Origin of the sequence: Streptomyces sp. NPDC093252, from assembly GCF_040683675.1 — a bacterium.
GTDB lineage: Bacteria > Actinomycetota > Actinomycetes > Streptomycetales > Streptomycetaceae > Streptomyces.
In genome coordinates, this window is record NZ_JBFBEM010000002.1 from 239,231 (window position 1) to 259,815 (window position 20,585).

Sequence of the window (20,585 nt, forward strand, 5' to 3'; positions counted from 1 at the left end):
TCCGCTCCGCTCACCCGGACACCAGCAGGTCCGTCCAGGCTTCGGCCACCCGTTCCAGGGAGAAGTTCTCGCGCACCTGGGCGCGGGCCTCCTGGCCGGCGGTGTGCCAGCCGTCGTCGCCCAGGTTCTCCAGGGCGTCCGCCATGGCCGCCGGGGTCGGGTGGATCCAGCGGCGGTCGTAGATCTCGTCCGCGCCCGGCCAGGGGAGCAGCGCGGGGACGGCGGCGGAGGCCATGCCTTCGGCGGGGGCCAGGTGGAAGCTCTCGTCGTCGCTGGTGGAGAGGATGTGGCCGACCCGGCGCAGCCAGCCCGCCACATCGGCGCCGAAGCCGTCGAAGACCACCGCGCCGGTGAGGAGGGGGGAGGTCTGCATACGGTGGAGGATCGTGTCGAAGTGGGCGCGTTCGGTTGGCTTGTTCCAGATCCACCAGTACTCCCATGGTGGTTTGGACTTGATGGCCAGGTGCCAGCGGGGGTCCCGGGCTCTCAGGGTTTCCAGGACGTCCAGGCCCAGGTCCATCCGTTTGCGGCTGGGGGCGATGCCGATCATGCCGAGCCGGAAGCGGGCGCCGGGGGCCTTGGGGCGGTCGAGCTGGTCGGTGTCGACCCAGTTGGGGACGACCACCACCTTCCCCGGTGGCCAGTTGGTGTGTTGCAGAGTGCGGCGGGCGTAGTACGTGCTGACGCAGATCACTCGGTCCACGTGGTCGATGGCCACCTGGCGGGGCCAGGCCGCCTCCAGCTCGAAGCGGTGCAGGCGGATGATCAGTCTGCTGCCGGGGCGCTTGTGGCGGCTGTACCAGACGGCCGCCGGGCCGCACCACTCCACGACCACCACATCCGCCCAGTCGGCGAGTTCACGGCTGGCCGCCGGGTCGTGGCGGGAGAGGGCCGGCCAGGCGTCGATCCGGAGTTCCAGGCCGGGGACCGCGCGGAAGTGGTCCAGGAGACGGGTGAGGAACTTGAGGTCGTGACCCGCGACGCCGACCCGGAGGGGGCGGGCGGTGAGGGCGGGGGGCGCGGGCGGGAAGGCGCGGGTCAGGTGGCCCCGCCAGCGGTCGATGGCGGCGGTGAGGGTGTGGCGGGCCGCGGCCTCGCGGCAGCGGGCGGCGGCCAGGCGGCGGCTGTCGGGTTCGCGGACCGCGCGGGCGACGGCGTCCGCCGCCTCGTCGGGTCCGGCGCGGCCGGGGACGTAGAGGGGGTAGTCGGTGCCGAGCAGGGCCTCGTGGGCGGGGGTGCGGTTGAGGACGACGGGGAGGCCGAGGGAGCCGAACTCCAGGACCTTGGTGGAGAGTTCGAGGCTGGCGTCCAGCGCCGGGTCCCGCCAGCCGAGGCCGAGGTCGCAGTCGGTGGCGATCCGCATCGCCTCCTCGCGGGGCTGTCCGCCGTGGTGCTGGACGCCGGGGGTGGTGGTGAGGGCGCGGGCCATGTCGGTGCGGAAGGAAGGGTGCCCGGGGTCGTCGTGGATCTTGTCGCCCACGGTGTGCAGTTCGGCGCGGATGCCCCGCTCGGCCAGCAGGGCGGGCAGCCGGGTCATGGGGAGGGTGTTCCACAGCGGGGCGAACTTGCCGGTGTAGACGAGGCGGAAGGGGGTGTGCGGGGGGTGGTCGGCAACGGGCGTGGGGGGTTCCGGGACCGCGGGCGGGCTCAGGACGCATTTGCCCACCGCCGCCGGGATCCAGGTCTCCAGCAGACAGCGCAGGTCCTCGGTCTGGCACAGGAGTCGCTGGGCGGCCTCGGCGATCCGGGTCAGTTCGGCGCGGGCCTCCTCGGTCATCTCGGCGGCGGACTGCGGGATGTCGGTGAGATAGGCCCAGATCCGGCCGTCGAACCGGCCGTCGGCGACCACCCGGGTGACCAGCCGCCGTCCGCGCAGCACCAGCAGATCGCAGGGGTCGGTCTCGTCGAGGCGGGTCAGCAGGCGCGATGCCTGGACCGGGGAGAGGGGTTTGTCGGTGACGCCGGGGACGAGCCCCTCGTCGTGCGGGCGGATCACGCGGACGCCGGGGAGGCCGGCCAGCGGGTCGATCAGGCGGCCGGTGCGGACCGGTGCCTTCAGGACCAGGCGGGTGCGGCAGCCGGTTCCGGCGAGGGCCTGGACCGTGGACTGGGCCCAGACGGCGGAGCCGTCGATGAGGTTGAGGTCGACATCGCCGTAGACGAGGGCGGTCAGCGAGCGGCCCGTTCCGGCGGGGGTTCCTTCGCGGCTCATGCCGGTTCCTTCCTGGCTCATACCGGCTCCTTCCCGGCTCACACCGGCTCCCTTCCGGCTCATACCGGCTCCTTCCCGGCTCACACCGGTTCCTTCCCGGCTCATGCCGGTTCCTTCCCGGCTCATGCCGGTTCCTTCCCGGCTCATACCGGCTCCGTCCCGGCTCATGCCGGCTCCGTCCCGGCTCATGCCGGTTCCTTTCCGCAGCAGGCGAACAGTCGGTGGCCCCGGCGGGCCCACAGCTCGGGCGGGTCGCCGGAGACGTACAGCTCCCGGGAGACCAGCAGGGGGCGCAGTTCGGGGACGAAGGTGTAGTCGTCGCCCGCCGGGGTGGAGCCCACGGCGTCGGCGCCGGAGTACTCCTGCGCGCAGAGGAGGTCGAGCAGGAGGGTGTCCGGGCGGTCCTCGGCGGGGTCGTCGGTCCAGTCGGCGATCCAGGGGGCGAGGGGGGTGCCGGTGCGGACGGTGATCCCGGCGGCGATGAGTTCGCCGAGCCCGGCGGGGTCGGGGACGACGACCTCGGCGGGCCGGTGCGCCTGCCCCAGCACCTGCGCGGTGAGGCGGGCGATGTCCGCGCGGTCCCGGGGGTCGGCGACGACGGCGACCCGGCGGGCGGCGAGCGGGTCGGGGGCGCCGACCCGGCGGGCGAGTTCGGCCAGCCGGACCCGGGTGCCGCCGGTACGGAACACCTCCCGCAGCCGGTCGCGGCCGTCGGTGGCCGGGTCGAGGTCGGTGAGGGGGGTGCCGGTGTCGGTGTCGAGGACGGCGTCCCAGGCGAACCGGGTCAGTCCGGGGGCGGCGGAGGCGGGGCCGTCGCGCCACAGGACACAGGCGCGGCCCGCGGTCCGGGCGGCGGTGAGGAGGTCGTTCAGCCGCCGGTCGAGATCGGGGGCGAAGCCGGTGCCGGTGTGCGCCCAGGGGCCGTATCCGGTGCAGGCGGTGAGCTGGACGACGACGGCGTCCGGGTCGGTGCGGGCGACGATCGGTTCGGCGTCGTGCGGAAGGGTCCGGTTGACGACGGCGTCGGCGGCGAAGGCGGTGGCGGTGGGGTCGGTGAACACGCCCGCGAGGACGAGGCGGTCGCGGGGGGCGGAGGTGAACGCGCGGTGGGCGAGGTGGAGACGGCCGCCGTCCAGGTCTGCTTCGGTCCCGGTGGGGGTGGTGGGCGCGCTGGGTGTGGTGGGGGCGGCTTTCGTGGGGGTGGTGCGGGTGCGCCAGAGGCCGTACAGCTCCTTCGGGAGCCGGGTCGCGCCGCGTTTCGGGGAGCGGGCGGCGGAGACGAGGGCCTTGCCGACCCGCAGCGAGGTCGAGCCCTCCAGCATCGCCACCCGGGCCTGGAGCACCTCGACCCGGTCGCGGGCGCCGCGCAGGGCGGCGGAGAGCTGTGCCCGCTCGCGTTCGGCGGCGGCGAGGCGCTCGGCGAGCCCGTCGGCCGCTCCGGTGCCCGGGCCCTCGGTGGCGCGCTCCCCGGCCGCGCGTTCCAGGTCCAGGACCCGGGTGCGCAGGGCGCGGGAGACCAGGTCGGCGAGGACGTACTCGTCGGCGATCCGCAGGGCGGTGGCGAAGCCCTCGGCGGGGACCGGGCGGCCGGACCAGTCGTCGGGCGGGAGGAGTCGGTCGGTGCGGGTGAAGACCGCGCCCGCGTGGAGGTGGGTGTAGTCGAGGGGGGCGGCGCGCAGGACCTGGCAGTGGTGGGCGACGAGGGCGTCGAGGAGGCGGTGGTAGGGCAGTTCGGGGACGCGGTGGCCGAGGACGATCAGTCCGCGTCCGCCGGGGCGCATCCGCTCCAGGACGGCGAGGACGGCGGACTCGGTGCCGTGGAGGCGGGTGTCGGGGCCGTGCGAGAGGAGGACGAGGGTGCCTTCGCCGACGGCGTCCGGCTCCCGGGTCAGGGTGACCCCGTCGGGCAGATGGAGGTAGGGCTCCAGGTCGAGGGCGCCGGGGGTGGCGTCCACGACGGTGGTGACGCCGTCGAGATGGGGGCGCAGCAGATCGGTCAGACGCATCAGCGGGTCCTCGTGAAGACATGGAAGCCGACCTCGTTCTCCCGGAAGCCGTACGGGGTGAAGCCGGTGTGGCCGAGACCCAGGGGGGTGAGGACGGCGGTGTAGTCGGCGGCGGGGCGGTGGACGATGTAGGTGCCGCGCGGGCGGCGGGCGGCGCCGTTCTCGTCGGTGACGATGAGCCGTCCGGTGATCCGGACCAGGGAGGCGAGGTTGCGCAGGGCGGCGGCCCACTCGTCGTCGTCCAGGACGTGGAAGAGGACGTCGAGGCTGAGGACGGCGTCGTAGAGCCAGGGGCTGCGCCACTCGTCGAGGGCGGCGACGGCGTAGCGGGGGGCGCCGCCGCCCCCGCCCTGGGTGCCTGCCTCTGCGCGGGCCTGGGCGCGGGCCTCGGTGACGGCCGCTTCGCTGGTGTCGAAGGCGTCGACGCGGTGGCCGCAGCGGGCGAGGGCGCGGGCGAAGTGGCCCTTGCCGCAGCCCGCGTCGAGGACGAAGAGGGGGGCGGTGGGGTCGGCGAGGTCGCCGAGCAGGGGGAGCAGGGCGCCGAGGCGCAGCGCGTAGAAGATCTCGTTGCCGGGGCGGTCCAGGCCGATGTGGCCGCCGGAGGCGAGGGTGTCGTGGTGGCGGTGGCGGGTGTTCCAGTAGGTGCGGTCGGGGGTGGGGTCGTAGGGGGTGTCCGGGGTGGGGGTGTTGGCGGTGGGGGCGCGGGGGACGCCGGGTGCCGGGGCGTCGGGTGTGGTGGGTGCCGGGTCAGCCATGGTGGTCCAGCCAGCGGGTGATGATCGCGGCGATGCGGGGGCCCGCCTCGCCGTCCCACAGGGGCGGGCCCTCGGGGTGCGGGCGGGGGCCGGCGTCGAGCACCTTGCGCAGGGCCGGGACGAGTTCGCTCGGGCCGACCAGGCGGTTGGTGCCGTGGGTGACGGTGACCGGGCGTTCGGTGGTGGTGCGCAGGGTGAGGCAGGGGACGTCCAGGACGGTGGTCTCCTCCTGGACGCCGCCGGAGTCGGTGATCACGGCGGCGGCGCCCCGCACCAGGCTCATGAACTCGACGTAGCCCAGGGGGTCCATGACGTGGACGCCGGGGGCGTCGGTGAGTCCGGCGGCGCCGAGGACGGCCCGGCCGCGCGGGTGCAGCGGGACGGCGAGGTCGATCAGCCGGGCGGCCTCGGTGAGGGCGTGGACGGCGGCGCGGGCGGCCTCGGGGTCGTCGACGTTGGCGGGGCGGTGCAGGGTGACGACGGCGTAGCGCTCGGGCAGGGCGTGGGCGGCGCGGGCGGTGGCCGGGTCGAAGTGGTCGAGGTGGGTGAGGAGGGTGTCGATCATCGGGTTGCCGACCAGATGGATCCGGTCGGCGGGGACGCCCTCGCGGGCGAGGTGGCCGATGGCCTCGGGGCTGGTGGCGAAGAGGAGGGTGGCGAGCTGGTCGACCAGGCGCCGGTTGACCTCCTCCGGCATCGCCATGTCGAAGCTGCGCAGTCCGGCCTCCACATGGGCGAGGGGGATGCCCAGTTTGGCGGCGGCCAGGGCGGCGGCGAGGGTGGAGTTCACATCGCCGTAGACGATGACCAGGGCCAGGTCCCGGGCGGTCAGCTCACCCTCCAGGGCGATCAGCAGCTCGGCCGTCTGGCGGGCGTGGGTGCCGGAGCCGACGCCGAGGTCGGTGTCGGGGCGGGGCAGCCCGAGCTGCCGGAAGAAGATGTCGGACATCCGCTCGTCGTAGTGCTGGCCGGTGTGGACCAGGACCTGGTCGCAGCCCGCGTCGCGCAGCGCGGCGACGACCGGTGCGGCCTTGACGAAGTTCGGGCGGGTGCCGACGACGTGGAGTACACGTCCGTTCATGTCCTGGGTTCTCCGTTCGCCGTTCTCACCGTTCGCCGTTCTTGCCGTTCGCCGTTCTCACCGTTCGCCGCGCTCGCCGTGTTCTCTGCGCTCGCCGTACTCCGCGCTCGCCGCGTTCACCGTTCACCGTTCACCGTGCTTTGCGCCTACCGTGACGGCATGTCGCGTTATCTGCGTAATTCAACCCTTCTATCCCTTACATCCCCTCGTGCCCTCAGTCTGGCCGCTTCCGTGGCGTGGGGCGAGTTGCGCCATGACCCCGCGCGTGCCGCGCTGCTCGGGGTGCGGCTGCTGCCCGGGGCGCCGGACGGGCTGCGGCGGCGGCTCGCGGCGCGGGCCCGTACGGCGGGTCCGGCGGCCGTGCCGGACCGGGGGCCGGTACCGGCGCCGCTGCCCCGGGTGGTGGCGCGGCCGGTGCCGGGGCGGGTGCTGCATCTGGTGACCAACGCCCTGCCGGTGCGGCACGCCGGGTACACCGTGCGCACCCAGAAGATCGCCGAGGCGCAGCGGGCGGCGGGGCTGGATCCGCATGTGGTGACCCGGCTGGGGTTCCCGGTGGCGCAGGGGGCGCCGGACACCCGGCCGGTGGTGACGGTGGGCGGGGTGCCGCAGCACCGGCTGCTGCCGTGGTGGCTGCCGTACGGGCAGCGGGCGCTGCTGGCGCGGAACGCGGAGCTGGCCGGGCGGCTGGTGGAGCGGCTGCGCCCGGCGGTGCTGCATCCGGCGACCGACCACGGCAACGGGCGGGTGGCGCTGGCGCTGCGCGCGGCCTACGGGCTGCCGGTGGTGTACGAGGTGCGGGGTTTCCTGGAGGACACCTGGCTGACCCAGGCGCCGGGGCGGACGCCGGACGACCCGAGCTACCGGGCGCGGCGGGAGCTGGAGTCGTACTGCATGCGCGAGGCGGATCTGGTGCTGACGCTGGGTGCCGCGATGAGGGCGGAGATCGTGGGGCGGGGGGTGGATCCGGAGCGGGTGCTGCTGGTGCCGAACGCGGTGGACGAGGCGTTTCTGGCGCCGCCGCCGGACGGGGGTCCGGTGCGGGCGGGGCTGGGGATCGGGCCGGAGGAGTTCGTGGTGGGCACGGTCGGCAGCCTTGCGCCGCACGAGGGAATCGGGACCTTGCTCCATGCGGGTGCCGAGCTGCGGCGGCGGGGGGTGCCGGTGCGGCTGCTGGTGGTGGGGGACGGTCCCCAGCGGGCGGCGCTGGAGAAGCTGGCCGGGGAGCTGGGGCTCGGCGACGGCACGGCGCTGTTCACGGGGCGGGTGCCGCACGCCCAAGTACGGTCGTACTACGCGGCGTTGGATGTGTTCGCGGTGCCGCGCACCGATGCCCGGGTGACCCGGCTGGTGACCCCGCTGAAGCCGGTGGAGGCGATGGCGTGCGGGCTGCCGGTGGCGGCCAGCGACCTGCCGGCGCTGCGGGAACTGGTCGAGCCGGGCCGGACCGGGCTGTTGATCCCACCGGACTCGGCTCCGTCATGGGCGGCGGCCCTTGAAAATATGCATTACGGTCGAAATCGGTTGAAATGGGGAGCGTCCGCGCGCGAGCTGGTGGCCCGCGACCGCACCTGGACCCGGGTCGCCGAGACGACCCGCACGGCGTACCGCGCACTCGGAGGTCTCTGAGCCGCGGGGGCCGCGTCGGTGAAGCCACGCCTAGCCGTGCATGGCACGGGACGGGGAGGACGCCATGCAGGTCGCCCGGAGCAGCGCACCGAGCGCGGACCAGGAACCGACCGCCGAACTCGCGGTGATCGGACTCGGCTATGTGGGACTGCCGCTGGCCCGGGAGGCGGCCACGGTCGGTCTGCGGGTCGTGGGGCTGGACCGGGACCCGGGGCTGGTCGCGGCGCTCAACGCCGGGCGGTCGCACGTGGACGACGTGTCGGACGACGACGTGGGCCGGATGCTGGCCGCCGGATTCACCGCCCACACCGACCCGGACTGCCTGTCCCGGGCGCAGACCGTGGTGATCTGTGTGCCCACCCCGCTGACCACCGACGGCGGCCCCGACCTCAGCGCGGTCACCTCGGCCGTCGAGGCGGTCGCGGCCCGGCTGCGCCCCGGGCAGCTCGTCGTCCTGGAGTCCACCACCTACCCCGGCACCACCGAGGAGGTCGTCCGGCCGCTGCTGGAGAGCGGCTCCGGGCTGCGGGCCGGCGAGGACTTCGCGCTCGCCTTCTCCCCCGAGCGCATCGACCCCGGCAACCCCGGCTTCGGACTGCGCGACACCCCCAAGGTGGTCGGCGGCTCCACCCCCGCCTGCGCCACCCGCGCGGTCGCCTTCTACGGCAAGCTCGTGGACGAGGTGGTGCAGGCCAAGGGCACCCGTGAGGCCGAGATGGCCAAGCTGCTGGAGAACACCTACCGGCACGTCAATATCGCCCTGGTCAACGAGCTGGCGGTGATCAGCCACGAACTCGGCGTCGACCTGTGGGACGCGATCCGCTGCGCGAGCACCAAGCCCTTCGGCTTCCACGCCTTCCGGCCCGGCGCGGGCGTCGGCGGCCACTGCATCCCCATCGACCCCAACTACCTCTCCTACAAGGTGCGCTCCTCCCTCGGCTACGAGTTCCGGTTCGTGGAGCTGGCCCAGGAGATCAACCGCCGGATGCCCGAGTACGTCGTCCGCCGCGCGCAGGACCTCCTCAACCACGCCGGACGGCCCCTGCACGGCTCCCGGGTGCTGCTGCTCGGGGTCACCTACAAGCCGGACATCGCCGACCAGCGGGAGAGCCCGGCGGTGCCGGTGGCGCGGCTGCTGCGGCGGCGCGAGGCGGAGGTGTCCTTCCACGATCCGCAGGTCGGCACGTGGGCGATCGACGGGGTCCCGGTCCCCCGGGCCGACGACCCGCTGACCGCCGTCGCCGAGCACGATCTGACGATTCTGCTCCAGGACCACTCCGCCTACGACCTGCCCGCCCTGTCCGACGCGGCCCGGCTGCTCTTCGACACCAAGGGGCGGATCTTCCGGCCCGGTGTCGAGGTGCTCTGACCTTCCAGGGGGCGCCGGCCTTCCAGGGGGCGCCGGCCTTCCAGGAGGCACCGGGCTTCCAGGGGGCGCCCCCGCCACCCGAACCGCCCGACCCCGTCCGACCCCGTCCGACCCCGCCCGGGAGCCGAAAGGTGCTGCTCTGATGCGGATACTCGTGGTCACCGTCGTCCACCATCCCGAGGACGCGCGCATCCTCCACCGCCAGATCGCCACCCTGCGCGAGCACGGCCACCAGGTGCTGTACGCGGCCCCGTTCGCCGCCCGGGGGGTCACCCCGCGCCCCGATGTCGAGGGCCTGGACCTGCCCCGGGCCACCGGCCGCGACCGCCGGGCCGCCCTGCGCGCCGCCCGCACCCTGCTGGCCGACCGCGGCCCGGAGGCGGACGTGGTGCTGCTGCACGACCCGGAACTGCTGCTCGCCCTGCCCGGCACCCTGCGCCGCTGGCGCCGCGAGGGCCGCGTCCCGGTCACGGTGTGGGACGTGCACGAGGACACCGCGGCGGCGCTGGCGATGAAACGCTGGGTCCCGGCACCGCTGCGGCCCCCGCTGCGGGCGGCGATCCGGGCGGCGGAACGGCTCGCGGAACGCCATGTCCGGCTGCTGCTCGCCGAGGACGCCTACCAGGAACGGTTCCGCAGGCCCCACCCCGTGGTGCCCAACCTGCCTCTGGTCCCCCGGGAGCACCCGGCGCCGCCCGGCCCCGACCGGGCCGTCTACCTGGGCCATCTCTCCCGGGCGCGCGGCGCGCTCGATCTGATCGAGACGGCCCGGCTGCTGGCGCCCGAGGTACGGGTGGAGGCCGTCGGCGCCGCCGACCCCGATGTCCGGGACGCGCTCACCGCCGCCCACCGCGAGGGCGTCCTGCGCTGGCACGGCTACCAGCCCAACGACCGGGCGCTCGCCCTGCTCTCCGGCGCCCTCGCCGGCCTCTCCCTGCTGCGCGACGAGCGCAACTACCGCCACTCCCGGCCCACCAAGGTCGTCGAGTACATGGCCCACGGCGTCCCCGTGGTCACCACCCCCAACCCGCTCGCCGCCGACCTGGTGACCCGTCACCGCTGCGGACTCGTCGTCCCCTACGAGGACCCGGCCGCCGCCGCGATGGCCGTACGAAAGCTACGCACCGACACCGATCTGCGCCTCGGCTCGGCCGAACGCGGCCGGGAGGCGGCCCTCGCCGAACTGGACTGGACGGAGCGGGGGGCGGAGTTCGTGGACCGGCTGGAGCGGTGGGTGAAGGAGGCGGAGGAGACGCGGGCGCTGTGCTAGGCGCCGGGCACTGGGCCGGACGCCGGGCCGGATGCCGGATGCCGGGCACTGGGCCGGATGCCGGGCACTGGGCCGGATGCCGGGTGCTAGGCGCACCACCACAGGAAGCGTTCGCAGGTCTTCGTCGGGGTGGGTTCCGGGGTCGGGTCCGGCTTGGGTGGGTCGTCGTCGGGCGGGGGTGCGGTGGTGGGTCCGGAGGAGGGCTCACCGGGGGTCGTGGGGTGGGCGATGGGGACCGTGCCGCCCGGGTCGGCGGTGTGCGCGTCCTTGGCGGGGGACGCGGAACTCTCCGCCGACTCCGGCGGGGTGGCGGAGGGCGAGGCGGAGGGTGAGGTGGACGGCGACCCGGTGTCCGAGGGCGACTCGGCGGGCGGCTCCGTCCGTTCCCCGCCGGTCGGCGCGCCGGACGCGTCGCCGTCGCCCCGGTCGTCCCCGGCGACCGCGGGCCTCGGGTGCGCTCCCGGGCCGTCGACGCCGAGTTCGGCGAGGCTGAGGCCACCGGCGGCGAGCAGGAGACCGGCCCCGGCGAACAGCACCCGGCGGCGCCTGCGGCGATGGGCGGCGGCCTTGCGGTCCCGGCGGCCGGGGGCGGTGCGTCGGCCGGGGGTGGTGCGCCGCCCGGCGCGCGGGGGCGGGCCGCCGTCGCGGTGCGGCTCCTCGCCGTCCGGGGCACGGGTGTCCCCGGGGGGCGGACCGGCGGCGTACCGCGGCTCGGGTACGGCGGCTGGGGCGCCGCACCCCGGGCAGGTGAGAGCGCCGTTGAGATGTCTTCGGCAGGGGTGGCAGTAGTCCATGACCCGGGGAACGTTAGGTTCCGCGGCGGTCCGGTTCCTAGGCCGCGCTGTGAAAGTTCTGAAAGTTCTGTGGGAAGAGACGGGAAGAGGGGCGAAAAGGGCAGGGGCGGGGGCGTTGGGCAGGGGCGGGGGTACCGCCGTGGAGGGCCATGGCGGGGGCCATCTCATGGCCCCCGCCCCCACACTTCTCTCACCACCGTTGAACACTCCCGCCCCACCCCCCGTATCCAAGGGCGGCCCGCGCTCCCCCTCGCGCGGGCCACCCAGATCGAGCGGGCCCGGTCGTCCCCGCCGGGCCCGCCCCTACGGAGGTCGCTTTGGCTGACAACGTCACCTCGCTGTTCCGCGGCACCGCGGCACACAGCCCGTCGATGGCGGCGCTGACGCGCGAGGGCGGCGGCGAGGGTGCCGGGCCGGTGGACTTCTGCATCCCCTGCAATCCGTACTTCCCGACCCCCGGGATGTTCGACGAGATGGCGGCGAGGCTCCGCGAGATCATCACGTACTACCCCAGCGGCGCCGACACCATCACGGCCGAGCTGTGCGGTCTGCTCCAACTGCCCCCGCAGTGCGTGGCGATGGGCAACGGCTCCACGGAACTCATCACCTGGATCGACCATCTCCTCGTACGGGAGTCCCTGGCGATCCCCGTCCCCACCTTCGGCCGCTGGACGGACCAGCCGATGGAGACCGGGAAGCGGGTGGACATGTTCCCGCTCCAGGAGTCGAGCGGGTTCGCCCTGGACCTGGCGCAGTACGCGGACTTCATCCGGGCCCGCAACACCCGCGTCGCCGTGCTCTGCAACCCGAACAACCCCGACGGCGGGTTCCTCCACAAGCACGCGATCGTGCAGTTCATGGACGCGATGGCGGACCGGGACCTGGTGGTGATCGACGAGTCGTTCCTCGAATTCGCGGACGCGGAGGCGGAACCGAGTGTCGTGCAGGAGGCGATGATCCGCCCCAATGTCATCGTGCTGCGCAGCCTCGGCAAGAACTTCGGCCTGCACGGCATCCGCTTCGGCTACCTGGTCGCCAACCCGGCGCTGGCGGGCAGGGTCCGCGCGATGCTGCCGAAGTGGAACCTCAACTCCTTCGCCGAGTATGTCGTCTTCATGCTGAAGGAGCACGGTCCGGAGTACGCGCAGAGCCTGCACCAGGTCCGCCGGGACCGTCTCGACATGGCGAGCCAGCTCTCCGCCCTCCCCGGGCTGACCGTCTACCCCTCCCAGGGCAACTTCCTCTTCGTCCGGCTCCCGGTCGGCGCGGAGGGAACGGTGGTCCGGGACCGGCTCCTGACCGAACACCGCATCCTGGTGCGCGAGTGCGGCAACAAGATCGGTTCGTCCAGCCGCTTCCTGCGGCTCGTGGTGCGTCCGCAGGTCGATGTGCGGCGCCTGATGACGGGTCTGGAGCAGGTGCTGTACGGGACGGCGACGAGACGGGGAACGGCGGCGGGCGTGCCTGCGGACCAGTCCGCCGGGATGGGCTACAGCTCGGGCACGGCGGCGGTGGACCGTCTGGTGCACGCGTCGAACGGGGCGGGGCTGAGACTGCCCCCGGCCGTGGAGCACCCCTTGCCCCTGCCGATGCCCCTGCCCATGCCGGTCCCGGCAGCGGCTGCGGTGGTGGTGGCTCCGCCGGTACCGGTACCGGTACCGATGCCGGTGGGCGGACCGACCCCGCCCGGGGTGCCGGCGCACGGCGGACTGACGGCGGCGCAGGTGCGGGGCACCAACGGCATGCCCCCGGCCACGGGCTGGCCGAACCCGGCGGGCTGGCCGAACGCCGGTTGACGTTCGCTATGTTCCCGACAGGTCGCCGACAGTTTGTTCCTCTACGGTCCTATGGTCATGGCAGACGACATTTCGGGAAGCCCCGCACCGACCCGCCGGACAGTACTGATCGCGACGGGGGCGACAGCGGCGGTGGCGCTGGTGGCGGCGGGTTGCACGACGGACGACAGCGGGGGCGGCACCTCCGCCGACCCGCGGCCTTCGGAAACCACCCCGCCGAGCACCGCACAACCCTCCCCTTCCTCCTCCCCCTCTTCCACAGCCCCGATCGTCTGCACCCTCACCCGGGAGATGACGGAGGGCCCGTACCACCTGGAAGGCGCCCTGGTCCGGGCGGACATCAGCGAGGACCGGGAGGGTGTGCCCCTGCGGGTGGCGCTGACGGTGGTGGACGCGGACTCCTGCGTCCCGCTGTCCGGCGCGATGGTGGAGCTGTGGCACTGCGACGCGCTGGGTGAGTACTCGGGTTTCGTCGGCGCCAACGGCCACGACGGCCCCGACAACGGCCGCTTCCTGCGCGGCGGGCTGCGCACGGACGCGCAGGGCGCGGCGGAGTTCACGACGGTCTTCCCCGGCTGGTACGGGGACCGCTGCGTGCACATCCACATCAAGGTGCACACGGATGTGGAGCTGACCGACGACGACTCCTTCGAGGGCGGCGAGGAACTCCACACGGGCCAGTTGTTCTTCCCCGAGGACATCACGGAGGAGGTGTCGGCGCTCCCCGTGTACGCGGAGAACACGGGGAGCCGTACGGCGCTGGACGACGATCAGTTCTACGACGGGGGTGGGGCGACCTCGGGTCTGCTGACCCTGGCTCCGCTGGGGGAGGGATATCGGGGGTCATTGACGGTCGGGGTGCAGCGGGGGGACTGACGGCGCCGGGGGCGGCATGCCGAACAGCTTGAGCCAGCCGGGGACGTCGACCTCGGCGCGGACGGTCTTGCCGGGTGGCCGGTCCAGTACCTCCCAGCGGTCGGCGGCCTCGGCGACGAGCAGGAGTCCGCGCCCGGACTCGTCCAGCGCGTCCGGGGCCTGGATCTGCCCCGGCCCCGGCGGACGGCCGTCGTCGCGGGTGTCGGTCACCTCGATCCGTACGCTGCCGGTCACGACGGACAGCCGCAGCTCGAAGTCCCGCCCGGGGACGCGGCCATGGGTGACGGCGTTGGCGGCCAGTTCGGCGACGATCAGCCCGATGCGGTCGGAGAGGGCGGAGCGGTGGGGGATCCCCCAGATCGCGAGCCGGGTGAGCGCCAGGAACCGGGCGAGGCGGGCGCCTCGGGGGGTGGCGGTGATCCGCTCGGCGAACATACGTACGGTGACGGGTTGCTGGGGGGCGAGGGGGGTTTGCATGGGCCCAATGTGACGGCGCCGCACCCGGCTCAACCAGCCAAAAGCCTCGTACGCTGCGGCAGCGTACGCGCTCACGCTCTGGACAGTACCGGTCACGTCCCGTAACGATGCTGTGGTCGGGGTGGCGCATGCGAAAGGTGGCCAACGGTGAGCGACAGCAATGGGGTTGGGGCGACGGCGAAGAAGGGCGGTGAGCCGGAATCCTCGGACAGTATGCGGACGTTCGGGGCGGTGCACCAGGCGTTGCGGGAGCATGCGGGGCTGAGCAGGGAGGAGTTCGCGGAGCTGGTGCAGTTCTCGAAGCACACGGTGGCGTCGGTGGAGCAGGGGCGGAGGTTGCCGGACCCGGACTATGTGGAGCGGGCGGAGGAGGCTCTGGGCAACACGGGTGCCTTGCGAAACGCCTTGGAGCACGTGACGCGTCAGCCAGGGCTGGCGGCGTGGTTCCGCCAGTGGGCTCGCTTGGAGAAGGCGGCGATCACGCTGTACGTGTACGACTGCCGGGTCGTTCCAGGGTTGCTCCAGACCGAGGCTTACGCGCGGCAACTGTTCGCCGAGGAACTGCCGTACCTGACGGACGAGCAGATTGAGGAGGGGTGGGCGGCACGGGCCAAGCGGCAAGAGCTGCTTCGGGGCAGCCCAGGCACGGCGTTCAGCTTCTTGCTGGAGGAGCACACCCTGCGGCGTCACACTGGCGGCACGGATGCGTCGCGCGGACTCATCGATCACCTGCTGAAGATCGTGGAGCTGCGCAACGTGGAGGTACAGATCATGTCGGCTGCGAAGCCGTCCCACGCCGGAATGCATGGCCCGATGCAGTTGCTGGAAACCACGAAGAACAAGTGGTTCGCCTACACGGAGGCTCCGGAGACCGGTCAGTTGATCTCTGATCGAAAGATCGTCAGCGTGCTCCAGAAGCGGTATGCCAGGATGCGTTCACAGGCTCTCTCCCTGGAGGACTCCGTGAGCCTGTTACATCAGATGCGAGGAGCCCTATGAGCACGCCCGAACTGGCTTGGTTCAAGTCGAGCTACAGCAGCACTGGTTCCGGCGACTGCGTAGAGGTCGCCGCCTGCCCGTCCGTCATCCATGTCCGGGACTCCAAAGACCGGGACAACGGCCCTCGACTCGCCCTCACTCCCACCACCTGGGGCGACTTCATCGCCCACCTCGGGCGGTAGCCCAACCCCGCGCCCCGGCCGCAACCCGCGCCCGGGGCGTTCTTCAACCGGTCACCCCCGCTTCGCCCCTCGGACGATCTCCCCTCCTACCTTCACCGGCATGATCCTCCGAAACCGCCGATTCAAGCCCAGACCCACCCGAGCCGGTGTCGCCCTCGCCGCCGTCGGGTCCCTGCTGCTCCTCCCGCTCGCCTCCGCCGCGAGCGCCGACTCCACCGTCGAGCCCGGTGATGTCGTGGTGAACGAGACCTTCGACTCCGGGGCGATACCCGCCGGCTGGCGGGCGGTCGACGGTGAGTGGCAGGTGCAGAACGGCCGCCTCGTCGGCACCGCCGCCTCCGGCACCAAGAAGCTCACCTTCGGCTCCCATCTGGAGAACTACCGCTTCGAGGCGACCGCCCGCTTCGAGTCCGTGAATGAGGCCACCCGGTGGTTCGCCCTCGGGCTCGATGTCCCCGCCTCCGGCGCCACCCCCTGGTGGATCGCCACCCTGCGCAGCGGCTCCACCGCCGCCAACGGGGTCGAGTTCGCCCAGCTCAACCCGGCCGGGGCCTGGAATGTGACGAACACGGCCGCCGCCCCGCGGGCCGCCGCCACCGGACGGGACGTCAAGGTCCGGATCGAGGTGCACGGCCACCAGGCCGCCTGGTTCCTCGACGGCAAGCAGCTCATGCGCACCAACCAGCTCCAGCGCTCCGCCGACGGCGGCCTCGCCTTCGTCGTCAACGGGGCCAAGGTGTCCTTCGATGATGTGAAGGTGACCGCGCTCGGTGCCAATGGGTATCTGCGGGCCGACGGGGCGCCGATGACCGTCATCGCGCATCGCGGCGCCTCCTCCGCCGCGCCCGAGAACACCCTCCAGGCCCAGGAGATCGCCCGCCGCGGCGGCGCCGACTTCATCGAGAACGACGTCCAGCTCAGCAAGGACGGCGTCCCGTATCTGATGCACGACCACACCGTCGACCGCACCACCGACGGCACCGGTGACATCACCACCCTCACCGCCGCCCAGCTCGACGCGCTGGACGCCGGGTCGTGGTTCGCGCCGACCTTCACCGGCGCGCGGGTGCCGACACTGGCCCAGCAGCTCGCCGATCTGCGGACCCGGGGCGGCAATCTGCTCCTTGAGGTCAAGCGGGCGGACAGCAAGGAGCAGGTGGCGAAGATGATCGAGGTGGTGCGCGCGGAGCGCATGACCGGGCGGGTCTTCGTGCAGAGCTTCAGCAGGGATCATCTGCGGTGGGTGCGGGAGTTGGCCCCGGAGCTGCCCACCGGGCTGCTCGTCGGCGCCCTGGACGCCGACCCGGTCGCCGTCGCGAAGGAGCTGGGACTCACCTCGTACAACCCGAGCGGTGGGGCACTGGAGGCCCGGCCGGAGGTGGTGAAGGAACTGCACGCGGCCGGGGTCGCCACCATGGTGTGGACGATCGACTCGTCCGCGAAGTGGCAGCAGTACGAGAAGTACGGCGTCGACGCCATCATCACCAACCGGCCGACCGAGCTGACCGGCTGGAACCAGGCCCAGGCACAGCAGGTACCCCCGGCCACCGCCGTCGCCGTCACCTCGCCCGCCGACGGGACCGTACTGAACCGCGCCCAGCGCCCGGTCCTCGCCGTGGACGCCGACAACGCCACGGCGACGGAGATCACCGTGGACGGTGTCGCCCGGAAGGCGGGTGAGGTTCTCGACCTCACCGAGCTGAGCGCGGGCCCGCACACCCTGACCGTCAAGGCGACCGGCGCCGCCGGCACCGCCACCGCCTCCAGCACCTTCACCGTGAAGGCCGATCGGGCGGGCCTCGGCCATCTGATCCTCACCTCCCGGGGCAAGGACACCACCGTCGCCCTGCTCCTCTCCGAGCTGGCGAAGGGCAAGTACACGCTCCTCGCCAGGACCGCGGAACTGGCGGCCAGGACAGGCAGCCTGCCCAAGGACGCCGCCCGGCTCATCGCGGCGGACGCCAAGCTGCTCCAGTAGCGACGGGTGGGGGGAGGGGGCGCTGCGGTCAGCGCGCGGCGCCCGCCTCCGCCACCGGCTCGACCGGCGGTCCGGTCAGCGCGGTCAGCGCGGTCAGCGCGGTCAGAGGTCAGAGGTCAGAGGTCAGAGGTCAGAGGTCGTAGGTCGGAGTCAGATGGAGGATCGCGCTCCTGGGAGCGCTGCGCCGAAATCGATCTCGGTGTACTTGCGCTTCAGGCCGACGCCCGTTCCGCTGATCAGGGTGGAGCCGGTCACCGTGGGTCCGGTGGTGGTGCCCTTGGCCGTCCAGAGCAGGCCGTCGGAGTTCTCGCCGGGCGCGCCGGTGACGACCTCCGCCTTTCCGTCCTTGGTGAGGTCGACGAGGTGGGTCGCGGCGGCGAACGCGTCGCCGTTCTCGGCGGCTCCGGGGACGCCCGCGGTGTCCTGGGTGTAGACCTTCGTCCCGGTGGTGGTCAGTCCGGTGGCCGAGCCGCGCAGCAGGGTCGCCGCGCCCGCGCCCCGGGCGGAGCCCACGGTGTCGGACGGGGCACCGACCAGGACGTCCGCGTATGTGTCGCCGTTGGTGTCGCCGATGCTGAGCGCCGCCCCGAACAGGTCGCCGTTCGCACTCGTGCCGGGGACACCCGCGGTGTCCTGGTGGATGATCCGGGGCCGCTGTGCGGGGCTGATCCCCTGGGCGCTGCCGTACAGGACCTGGATCTCGCCGCCGCGGTGGGTGGGGGTGCCGGGCATGGGGGAGGAGTCGAAGGGGATGCCGGTGACGAGGTCGCCGTAGCCGTCGCCGTTGATGTCGCCGATCTGGCCGGAGTAGCCGTCCGCGAGCGGTAGTTCGTAGTAGTCGCCCTGGGACACCTCTACGTAGACGGGGCCACCGAGGTCTCCGTCCGTGGGGCCCGGGAGCCAGAGGCGTTCGGCCTTTCCGTCGCCGTCGATGTCGCCCATGACGACACCGCGGTTGGTGCCGATGCCGTTCACGACGGTTCTTCTGGCCGGGGTGCCGGAGCGGGTGAACGGGCCGGTGTAGGACGTGGCGGTGCAGTTGCCGGTCACGCCGATCTCGGGGGCTCCGTTGCCGTCGAGGTCGCCCACCGCGAGTCCGCCGGCGAATCCGCAGCCCTCGTCCAGCCCGGTCGGCGGGGCCACGCGCGCCCCGCCCTTGAGGCCCGTCGGGCCGCCCCACACCACGGTCAGTGAGCCGATCATGCCCATGGTGCCCACGGATTCGTCGGGCGTGCCGACCAGCAGGTCCGCGTAGCCGTCCCGGTCCAGGTCGGCCGAGGCGACCGCGGTGCCGAACCGGTCCCATTCCTCGGACGAGTCGGGGATTCCGGCGGTCGACTGGGTGATGACCGTGCGGCGGGCGGCCGACACCCCGCCCGCCGCGCCGTACAGGACGACGACGGCACCCGCCGCTTCCACCGAGCCGTCGGCGGCGCCCGGCGCGCCGACGGCCAGGTCACGGTAGCCGTCGCCGTTGAAGTCGTTCTGGACGGAGGCGTTGTTGGCGCCCTTGTAGGGGGCCGCGGCGCTCGCCGACCCGGCCGGGAGCAGCACGGCGGTCAGGGTCGCGGCGGCGGTGACGGCGATGGCGGCGGCGAGCAAGGGGCGGCGGGACATCGCGGCGGCTCCGGGGCGGGGGGCGGGGGTGAGGGGGCGGCGGGGGTGGCGGGGGTGCGTCACGGGCCGGTCACCACCGTGCCGAGACGGGCCGCGCCCGCCGCTCCGAGGCCCGCGGCGCCGGTGCTGACACTGACGGCGCCGGTCGCGGTGACGGATGCCGCCGAGCCGCGCAGCGACCACAGGGCCCCGGCACCGGCGTTCTCGCCGGGGGCGCCCACGACCAGATCGGCGTAGCCGTCCTTGTTGGTGTCCAGGACGCGGACCGCCGTGCCGAAGGCGTCACCTGTCTCGGAGGCGCCGGGGACACCCGCGCTGTTCTGGGTCCAGGTGCGGGCGGTGTCCAGGGTGGTGGCGGTGGAGCGCACGACCGTGACGGAGCCGCTGCCGCCGTTCTCACCGGGGGCGCCGATCACCAGGTCGGCGCGGCCGTCCTTGTCGGTGTCGCCGATCGCGACCGAGGCGCCGAACCGGTCCTTGGCCTCTGCGGTGTCGGGCACCCCCGGGGTGTTCTGGGTGATGACCTGGGTCCGGGTGGGGACACCGTTGACGGCGGCGCCGTAGAGCACGGTGACCTGGCCGCCGAGGGAGGTGCCGGGGCTCTGGGCGGGGTCCTCGGGATGGCCGATGACGAGGTCCGGTTCGCCGTCGCCGTCCAGGTCGCCGGTCGCGGAGACGGTGCCTGCGGCCAGCGGCCCGCCGTCGAATCCGCCGGGGTCGGCGAGGTACGCGGCCGGGTCGTCGCCCGTCCCGTCGTATCCCCAGCCGCCGTCGCCCACCCCGCGGCCGTGGATGATCAGGCGGTCGCCGGTGGTGCCGGGCAGGTCGACCGGGGACAGCGCGACGATGCCGTGCTGCGGGTTGAAGCCGATCCCGATGCCGCCGGTCCCGGACTGCGCGGACAGGTCGGCCGGCATGAAGGTGACCTCGCTGTCGTTGGCGCCCACGGCGATGGACACCTTTCCGTCGTTGACGGGGTTCGCGCCGTGGTAGACGCCCACGGCGAGCGTCCGCCCGTACGCGTCGTGGGTCGCCGGCCACGGGTCCCGTACGGACTTGCCCTGGGTGAGGCCGGAGGCGGTGCCGCGGACGAGGGTGACCGAGCCGCCGCCGATGTCCCCGGAGACCTCCTCGCCCGGGGAGCCCACGACCAGGTCGCTGTAGCCGTTCCTGTCGAGGTCGGAGACGACGACGGCCGCGCCGAAGCGGTCCCCGGCCTCCGCCGCGCCCGGTACACCGGGGGAGTTCTGGGTCAGGACGGTGCGTCTGGCGGAGCTGATGCCGTTCGCGGTGCCGTAGAACACGACCACGGCACCGGCCTTCTTGTGGCCCGCGACCGTGGCGTCCGGCGCGGCCACCACGACATCGCGGTAGCCGTCCTTGTTCACATCGCCCGGCACACCGGTCGCCGCCTGGGCGCTCGCCGCGGCCCAGGGGGTGAGACCGGTGGCGAGCAAGGTCGCGGACATCAACAGGGTGCGTTTGCGCACGGGGTCGCTCCAGAGGAAGGGGGGTGAAGGGCGGTGATCAGGTAGCCGGGTGAT

The 20,585-nt window shown here is 73.4% G+C and carries 16 protein-coding genes; 8 read left to right on the plus strand and 8 right to left on the minus strand.

Annotated features, from left to right (window positions below):
• Positions 1-10: 10 nt before the first annotated feature.
• From AB0O01_RS04280 to wecB, 4 genes are all read right to left on the minus strand, one after another.
• The gene (locus AB0O01_RS04280) at positions 11-2,233 is read right to left on the minus strand and encodes a glycosyltransferase family 4 protein (protein ID WP_365310882.1); all 2,223 of its coding nucleotides are present in this window, start codon (positions 2,231-2,233) and stop codon (positions 11-13) included.
• A gap of 164 nt (positions 2,234-2,397) precedes the next feature.
• The gene (locus tag AB0O01_RS04285) at positions 2,398-4,218 is read right to left on the minus strand and encodes a hypothetical protein (RefSeq protein WP_365310884.1); all 1,821 of its coding nucleotides are present in this window, start codon (positions 4,216-4,218) and stop codon (positions 2,398-2,400) included.
• Positions 4,218-4,973, minus strand: a complete 756-nt coding sequence (locus AB0O01_RS04290) for a methyltransferase domain-containing protein (protein ID WP_365310886.1) — start codon at positions 4,971-4,973, stop codon at positions 4,218-4,220. Before AB0O01_RS04290 ends, AB0O01_RS04285 begins: the two co-directional genes overlap by 1 nt.
• Entirely contained in the window at positions 4,966-6,054 is a 1,089-nt protein-coding gene (gene wecB, locus AB0O01_RS04295; protein ID WP_365310889.1) for a UDP-N-acetylglucosamine 2-epimerase (non-hydrolyzing), read from the minus strand. The genes AB0O01_RS04290 and wecB overlap by 8 nt, the downstream gene beginning before the upstream one ends.
• 231 nt (positions 6,055-6,285) lie before the next feature.
• On the opposite strand from wecB, the gene AB0O01_RS04300 reads away from it, so the two are divergent.
• The 3 genes from AB0O01_RS04300 (at position 6,286) to AB0O01_RS04310 (ending at position 10,322) form a co-directional block, all read left to right on the plus strand.
• Positions 6,286-7,683, plus strand: coding sequence for a glycosyltransferase family 4 protein (locus AB0O01_RS04300; protein WP_365310891.1), 1,398 nt, complete (start codon positions 6,286-6,288; stop codon positions 7,681-7,683).
• 64 nt (positions 7,684-7,747) lie between these two features.
• A complete protein-coding gene (locus tag AB0O01_RS04305) occupies positions 7,748-9,052 on the plus strand; it encodes a nucleotide sugar dehydrogenase (RefSeq protein ID WP_365311235.1) in 1,305 nt (434 codons plus the stop codon).
• Between the two features lie 142 nt (positions 9,053-9,194).
• Positions 9,195-10,322 (plus strand): glycosyltransferase, encoded by a 1,128-nt coding sequence (locus AB0O01_RS04310; protein ID WP_365310893.1) that lies wholly within the window; start codon positions 9,195-9,197, stop codon positions 10,320-10,322.
• A gap of 86 nt (positions 10,323-10,408) precedes the next feature.
• Here the strand turns inward: AB0O01_RS04310 and AB0O01_RS04315 are convergent, their stop codons facing one another.
• Complete coding sequence (locus AB0O01_RS04315; protein ID WP_365310895.1) at positions 10,409-11,116, minus strand: hypothetical protein; 708 nt, start codon at positions 11,114-11,116, stop codon at positions 10,409-10,411.
• Between the two features lie 317 nt (positions 11,117-11,433).
• On the opposite strand from AB0O01_RS04315, the gene AB0O01_RS04320 reads away from it, so the two are divergent.
• Together AB0O01_RS04320 and AB0O01_RS04325 are read left to right on the plus strand one after the other, a co-directional pair.
• Entirely contained in the window at positions 11,434-12,912 is a 1,479-nt protein-coding gene (locus AB0O01_RS04320) for a histidinol-phosphate transaminase (protein WP_365310897.1), read from the plus strand.
• Positions 12,913-12,969: 57 nt separating this feature from the next.
• Complete coding sequence (locus tag AB0O01_RS04325) at positions 12,970-13,788, plus strand: intradiol ring-cleavage dioxygenase (RefSeq protein WP_365310899.1); 819 nt, start codon at positions 12,970-12,972, stop codon at positions 13,786-13,788.
• Here AB0O01_RS04325 and AB0O01_RS04330 read toward each other — a convergent pair.
• Positions 13,756-14,265: an ATP-binding protein gene (locus AB0O01_RS04330; RefSeq protein ID WP_365310902.1), complete on the minus strand. Its 510-nt coding sequence runs from the start codon at positions 14,263-14,265 to the stop codon at positions 13,756-13,758. The genes AB0O01_RS04325 and AB0O01_RS04330 overlap by 33 nt on opposite strands.
• A gap of 213 nt (positions 14,266-14,478) precedes the next feature.
• Between AB0O01_RS04330 and AB0O01_RS04335 the strand changes: the two genes are divergently transcribed.
• The 3 genes from AB0O01_RS04335 to AB0O01_RS04345 all read left to right on the plus strand — a co-directional run bounded on the left by AB0O01_RS04335 (position 14,479) and on the right by AB0O01_RS04345 (position 17,424).
• On the plus strand, positions 14,479-15,264 hold the full coding sequence (locus AB0O01_RS04335) for a helix-turn-helix transcriptional regulator (RefSeq protein WP_365311236.1): 786 nt from the start codon (positions 14,479-14,481) through the stop codon (positions 15,262-15,264).
• Positions 15,261-15,446 (plus strand): DUF397 domain-containing protein, encoded by a 186-nt coding sequence (locus AB0O01_RS04340; protein ID WP_365310904.1) that lies wholly within the window; start codon positions 15,261-15,263, stop codon positions 15,444-15,446. Before AB0O01_RS04335 ends, AB0O01_RS04340 begins: the two co-directional genes overlap by 4 nt.
• Before the next feature lie 100 nt (positions 15,447-15,546).
• The gene (locus AB0O01_RS04345) at positions 15,547-17,424 is read left to right on the plus strand and encodes a glycerophosphodiester phosphodiesterase family protein (protein WP_365310906.1); all 1,878 of its coding nucleotides are present in this window, start codon (positions 15,547-15,549) and stop codon (positions 17,422-17,424) included.
• A gap of 150 nt (positions 17,425-17,574) precedes the next feature.
• Here the strand turns inward: AB0O01_RS04345 and AB0O01_RS04350 are convergent, their stop codons facing one another.
• Complete coding sequence (locus tag AB0O01_RS04350) at positions 17,575-19,104, minus strand: hypothetical protein (protein WP_365310908.1); 1,530 nt, start codon at positions 19,102-19,104, stop codon at positions 17,575-17,577.
• Positions 19,101-20,531, minus strand: coding sequence for a hypothetical protein (locus AB0O01_RS04355; RefSeq protein ID WP_365310910.1), 1,431 nt, complete (start codon positions 20,529-20,531; stop codon positions 19,101-19,103). The genes AB0O01_RS04350 and AB0O01_RS04355 overlap by 4 nt, the downstream gene beginning before the upstream one ends.
• Positions 20,532-20,585 lie beyond the last annotated feature (54 nt).

What these genes read in the sequence shown, in the direction of transcription:
- AB0O01_RS04280 (WP_365310882.1), bottom strand. Translation starts at nt 2,233, where the DNA reads ATGAGCCAGGAAGGAACCGGCATGAGCCGCGAAGGAACCCCCGCCGGA.
- AB0O01_RS04285 (WP_365310884.1), bottom strand. Translation starts at nt 4,218, where the DNA reads ATGCGTCTGACCGATCTGCTGCGCCCCCATCTCGACGGCGTCACCACC.
- AB0O01_RS04290 (WP_365310886.1), bottom strand. Translation starts at nt 4,973, where the DNA reads ATGGCTGACCCGGCACCCACCACACCCGACGCCCCGGCACCCGGCGTC.
- wecB (WP_365310889.1), bottom strand. Translation starts at nt 6,054, where the DNA reads ATGAACGGACGTGTACTCCACGTCGTCGGCACCCGCCCGAACTTCGTC.
- AB0O01_RS04305 (WP_365311235.1), top strand. Translation starts at nt 7,748, where the DNA reads ATGCAGGTCGCCCGGAGCAGCGCACCGAGCGCGGACCAGGAACCGACC.
- AB0O01_RS04310 (WP_365310893.1), top strand. Translation starts at nt 9,195, where the DNA reads ATGCGGATACTCGTGGTCACCGTCGTCCACCATCCCGAGGACGCGCGC.
- AB0O01_RS04315 (WP_365310895.1), bottom strand. Translation starts at nt 11,116, where the DNA reads ATGGACTACTGCCACCCCTGCCGAAGACATCTCAACGGCGCTCTCACC.
- AB0O01_RS04325 (WP_365310899.1), top strand. Translation starts at nt 12,970, where the DNA reads ATGGCAGACGACATTTCGGGAAGCCCCGCACCGACCCGCCGGACAGTA.
- AB0O01_RS04330 (WP_365310902.1), bottom strand. Translation starts at nt 14,265, where the DNA reads ATGCAAACCCCCCTCGCCCCCCAGCAACCCGTCACCGTACGTATGTTC.
- AB0O01_RS04335 (WP_365311236.1), top strand. Translation starts at nt 14,479, where the DNA reads ATGCGGACGTTCGGGGCGGTGCACCAGGCGTTGCGGGAGCATGCGGGG.
- AB0O01_RS04340 (WP_365310904.1), top strand. Translation starts at nt 15,261, where the DNA reads ATGAGCACGCCCGAACTGGCTTGGTTCAAGTCGAGCTACAGCAGCACT.
- AB0O01_RS04345 (WP_365310906.1), top strand. Translation starts at nt 15,547, where the DNA reads ATGATCCTCCGAAACCGCCGATTCAAGCCCAGACCCACCCGAGCCGGT.